The following is a 3,294-nucleotide window of genomic DNA, read 5'->3' on the forward strand; positions in this document are numbered from 1 at the left end:
GCCGGCGAAGCGCGCCGGCGCCATGGCCACGCTGGGCGCCGCCAGCGGCATCGGCATGGTCGCCGGGCCGGGCGTCGCGGGGGCGCTGGCCGCGCACAGCCTAGAGCTGCCGCTGTTCATCACGGCCGCACTGCCTTTGCTCGCGCTGGTTGTGCTGTGGCGCTGGCTGCCGCGCAGCGAGCATCACGTCGCGCCCGATGCCACCACGCTGAAGATCACGGACATCCGCCTGCGCCGCCCCCTGGCGGTGGCCTTCGCCGCCATGTTCAGCGTCATGGTCGCGCAGGTCGTGGTGGGCTTCTTCGCGCTGGACCGGTTGCGTCTGGATGCGACGGCGGCGGCACGCGCCGCGGGCCTCGCCCTGACGGTGGTCGGCTTGGCGCTGATCCTGGCGCAGTTGCTGGTGCGCAGCCTGGGTTGGCCGCCGCAGCGGCTGATCCGCATCGGTGGCGTGGTTTCGGCCGTGGGCTTCGGATCGGTGCTGTTCGCCCACACGCAGTGGGCCCTGTGGGTGGGTTACTTCGTTGCGGCGGCGGGCATGGGCTGGGTATTCCCTTCGGTCACCGCCATGGCCGCCAACGCAGTGCAGGCGCACGAACAGGGCGCGACCGCCGGCACCGTCGGCGCCGCGCACGGCCTGGGCATGATCGTTGGGCCGCTGGTGGGCACGCTGGTCTACGACATCGACCCCGGTGCGCCCTATGCACTGGTCGCCGTGCTGCTGGCCCTGGCGGCGCTGTGGCCGGGACGTGGTCTGGTATCTCGTACAGCAGTTGCGCCCGAGCATTGACCTGCGGCGGCGGGATCGTTCATGCATCATCGGAGGCACGCTTCATCCGACACAAGCGCGCACGGCATGTTGTAAGCGGTATTCGCGCGGCGCCAAACCGTGATACTTGCGGAAGGTCGCACTGAAGCGGCTGTGGCAATACCAACCGGTTTCTGCCGCGATGGCCTGCACGCTCAGGCGGGTCTCGCGCAGCAGGCGCGCGGCCAGCGCCTGCCGCTCATCCAGCAGCAACTGGTAGACCGAGCGACCCGAGGCCTCGCGCACCTGCCGCTGCAGGCGAGCGCTGCTGCATCCCAGGTGCTGCGCCAGCACATGCACCGTCCAATCGCGCGCGGGAGATTCGGCGACCAGCGCGCGCATGCGCTCAAGGGTGCGTTCGGCCGTGTCGCCTCCGCCCTGCGCGATGCCCGAGCGCGCAGGCTGCAGCAAGGCCTCCAGTTCCAGCAGCACGCAGGTCAGCAGTTCGGTCGCGTGCGCATGGAACAGCGGCACGAAGGCCGGCTGGTCGGCACGCTCGGCACGGATGCGCGCCAAGCAGGCGCGTACGCGCGGGGTGAGGGCGGCATTGCACAGAACGCGACCGTCGTCGCGCTCCACCAGTTCGTCCATGCGCCGCGCCGGCAGGCGTACGCCCAGCGCCTGCAGCCAATGCGGCAGCAGCGCGCGGCGCAGGCGGAATTGCACGAAGTGGTTGCGACAGGCGCCGGGGATGTGGATCAGGTAGCCGCCGGCGCGGTTGGGCGTGCGCAGCAGCATGCGGTTCACGCGGAAATCCAGCACCGGCCCACGCTCGTCGCCGACTTGACCGGTCACGTGGCCAGCGAGGAAGAAGGTCAGCAGCAACTCGCCGTCCGGGTCGAGGTGCACGCGCAGATCCTCGTTCAGGTAGAAATCGAAGTACAGCGCGCTCGCGCCATTCCAGGGCGAGGTGAGCAGGCGCGTCACGCGGCCGCCATCGCCCGGCCAGCACACCGCGCGGCTGGCGCTGTCGTACAGGCCGGACAGGGCGGGGTTGGGATGCGTAGGCGGCTGGCGCACCAAGGTGGCATTGAAGTCATCCTCGCGCAGTGTCATGGGCAGTGGCGCCGGCTGGATCGGCACAGTTCCTGATTCGATCGGCATAGAAAAGCTCCAGGGCCGGCGTTAGCGTTGACACATTCGTTTCGTCGTTGGAGTGTAGGGATGAACATTCGCCTTGTGCGCCGTTTTCTGATCGGTCTTGCCGTGCTCTGCTCGCTGCTGGCCGGGAGTCTGCCAACCGCCGCGCAGAACGCCTGGCCGGTGCGGCCGGTCCGGCTGGTGGTGCCCTTTGTCGCCGGCGGCGGTGCCGATGTGGCCGCAAGGCTGATCGCTTCGCGCCTGCAGGAGCGCCTGGGCCAGCAGATCGTGGTGGACAACAAGCCCGGCGGCAACACGCTGATCGGCGTGCAGGACCTGCTGCGCGCGCCGCCCGACGGCTACACGCTGCTGTGGTCCATCGACCAGACCTTCGTGCTCAACCCCGCGCTGTACACGCGCCTGCCCTATGACCCGCGCAAGGACTTCACACCCGTGGCGCTGGTGGTCAACGGTCCCAACGCGGTGATCGCGCGCACCGCGCCCGGCAGCGTGGGCGACATCCACGAACTGGTGCGGCGCGCCAAGGCCGAACCCGGCCGGCTCAACGTGGGCGCGGCGGCAATCCTGTCGCAGATCGCGCTGGAGGAGTTCAACCGCAGCGCCGGCATCCAGACCACGCGCGTGCCCTTCAAGGGCAGTGCCGAGGTGGCGCAGGCCACGATCGCCGGCGACATCGACGCCGCTTTCGACGGCGTTGCGCCTTACGTGCAGTTCGTGAAGTCGGGCCGCGCGAAGGTGCTGGCCGTGACTTCGGCGCGGCGCTTCTCGGGCATGCCGGAGGTGCCGACGCTGGAGGAGTTGGGCTACAAGGGCATCGACCTGTCGGTGTGGTTCGGCATCGTCGGCCCGGCCGGGTTGCCGCCGGAGATCGTGCAGCGTGTGGCCGAGGGTGTGGATTGGGCGGTGCGCCAGCCCGACGTCGTGGAGAAACTGCTGGTGTTCGGCTTCGAGCCGGCGCTGCAGACCGGACCGCAGGCGCTCGGCATGCGCATCGGCACCGACATGGCGCGCTACGAGCCGGTGATCCGCAAGCTCGGCTTCAAGCTCGATTGAACACGCGCGATGAGAACTGCGGGTCTGATCGGCGGCGTCGCCTGGCCATCGACGCTCAGCTATTACCGCCTGCTCAACGAGCACGTGCAGCGCGCGCTGGGTGGGCTGCACTCGGCGCGCTGCATCATCGTGAGTCTGGACTTCGCGCCGGTGTACGCCGACATGGCGGCCGGCAACCCCGCCGGCGCGCGCGCGCAGTTGGAAGCCGCTGCGCGACAGCTGCGCGCAGCGGGCGCGCAGCTGGTCGCCATTCTGGCCAACACCGGGCACTTCGCCGCCGACGAGGTGCAGGCGGCCGCCGGTCTGCCGCTGGTGCACATCGCGCGCGAGAC

4 protein-coding genes are annotated in these 3,294 nt (G+C 69.9%); 3 read left to right on the plus strand and 1 reads right to left on the minus strand.

Annotation, left to right across the window (positions count from 1 at the left end; all coding sequences use genetic code 11):
- A partial coding sequence (locus QM624_RS07080) for an MFS transporter (RefSeq protein WP_415090195.1) occupies positions 1 to 790 on the plus strand: 790 nt, incomplete at its 5' end.
- Positions 791 to 832: 42 nt separating this feature from the next.
- Here QM624_RS07080 and QM624_RS07085 read toward each other — a convergent pair.
- The gene (locus tag QM624_RS07085) at positions 833 to 1,912 is read right to left on the minus strand and encodes a helix-turn-helix transcriptional regulator (RefSeq protein ID WP_415090197.1); all 1,080 of its coding nucleotides are present in this window, start codon (positions 1,910 to 1,912) and stop codon (positions 833 to 835) included.
- Between the two features lie 60 nt (positions 1,913 to 1,972).
- Here QM624_RS07085 and QM624_RS07090 point away from each other — a divergent pair, with 60 nt between their 5' ends.
- Both QM624_RS07090 and QM624_RS07095 read left to right on the plus strand, forming a co-directional pair.
- Positions 1,973 to 2,962 (plus strand): Bug family tripartite tricarboxylate transporter substrate binding protein, encoded by a 990-nt coding sequence (locus tag QM624_RS07090; RefSeq protein ID WP_415090199.1) that lies wholly within the window; start codon positions 1,973 to 1,975, stop codon positions 2,960 to 2,962.
- A 9-nt stretch (positions 2,963 to 2,971) separates the two neighbouring features.
- Positions 2,972 to 3,294: aspartate/glutamate racemase family protein (locus tag QM624_RS07095; RefSeq protein WP_415090201.1), on the plus strand; the 323-nt coding region annotated here is incomplete at its 3' end.

The sequence above is a fragment of the Micropruina sp. genome (assembly GCF_047606365.1).
Lineage (GTDB): Bacteria > Actinomycetota > Actinomycetes > Propionibacteriales > Propionibacteriaceae > Micropruina.

Bases quoted from the DNA above. Each gene is read 5' to 3' on its own strand.
- QM624_RS07090 (WP_415090199.1), top strand. From the start codon at position 1,973: ATGAACATTCGCCTTGTGCGCCGTTTTCTGATCGGTCTTGCCGTGCTC.
- QM624_RS07085 (WP_415090197.1), bottom strand. From the start codon at position 1,912: ATGCCGATCGAATCAGGAACTGTGCCGATCCAGCCGGCGCCACTGCCC.